Source organism: Bartonella sp. MU37NMGALS, from assembly GCF_042194015.1.
GTDB lineage: Bacteria > Pseudomonadota > Alphaproteobacteria > Rhizobiales > Rhizobiaceae > Bartonella > Bartonella grahamii.
In genome coordinates this window covers 1-928 of the sequence record NZ_JBHIML010000107.1, presented here as the reverse complement: position 1 = coordinate 928, position 928 = coordinate 1, and the positions used below count along the sequence as shown (strand labels likewise).

Genomic DNA, 928 nt, shown 5'->3' with positions numbered 1-928 from the left:
GTCACATCATTGACGATAAGGCGTCGTTTTATAGAACTATCATCTTCCTCACTTTCTTTGTGTTCAAGAGCTTTTGAAAGAAGAGCAAGGGCTTGTTCCTTATCTTGATTTTTCAATGCTTTGTAAGCTTTTCCTTTATTTTCTTTTATTTCTAATTCATTGAAGATTTCTTTTGTTTTTTGCTGTTTTTTCTTCTTTTCCCACTCTTGATACCATTCATTTTCAAAGATAGAGAGAGGATTTAACGCAGCTTGCATGGTAGGTGATTTCATGGTCGAAGGTTGCCCCACAACGGCACCCCAGAGATTAGGAACAATTTTCCAATTGGACTGTTGTTTTGGGGAAACCCGCAAGCCATTGCCAATAAGAGCAGCCAAGGAACAGAGAGCAGAGATAGCAATAAAATCCATAGGGGCTTGTTGGCTATCCGCAACGTCATAAACATAGTTCATTAATGACGTTGGCAACTGTAATAAGCTAAAAGGCTCGACGGGTAAAAGAGCCGCCGTGATAGGCTTTATTTCCCCCCAACCGTTTTGTTGCAATGCTTGTTTATAAGGAATGGCTTCTAAACAAGTCTTATCATTTAAAGAGCCATTGTCGTTATCATTGCATGAAACATTTTGATTGTTGGTATCTACAATATTGTTTTTATTCTCTCTCATTTATTTATACCTTTCAGTATCAAAACATCATTGAAATCTACACCGTATGGGGCTTGCATGATAAAGACCTCAAAGCCTTGTCTATAGGCACGTGCAGCGAGGGTAAAACCTGCTTTACGCCCCGCATCATCGCCATCCATTGCAATTGTCAAACGCCCTTTTGTATGGGGTAAATTCACACGCATCATGCCACTGGTTGAAAGAGACGCCCATAAATTAACGGGCTCTGATAACAACCCAGACAAAAGAGCCAGACCGGTTTC

The 928-nt window shown here is 40.3% G+C and carries 2 protein-coding genes; both read right to left on the bottom strand.

All coding sequences use genetic code 11. From position 1 onward, the window contains the following. Window positions 1-665: DUF3987 domain-containing protein (locus ACFIJP_RS09340; RefSeq protein ID WP_375627145.1), on the bottom strand; the 665-nt coding region annotated here is incomplete at its 3' end. After that, a partial coding sequence (locus ACFIJP_RS09335) for a toprim domain-containing protein (RefSeq protein WP_375627144.1) occupies window positions 662-928 on the bottom strand: 267 nt, incomplete at its 5' end. The genes ACFIJP_RS09340 and ACFIJP_RS09335, both read right to left, overlap by 4 nt.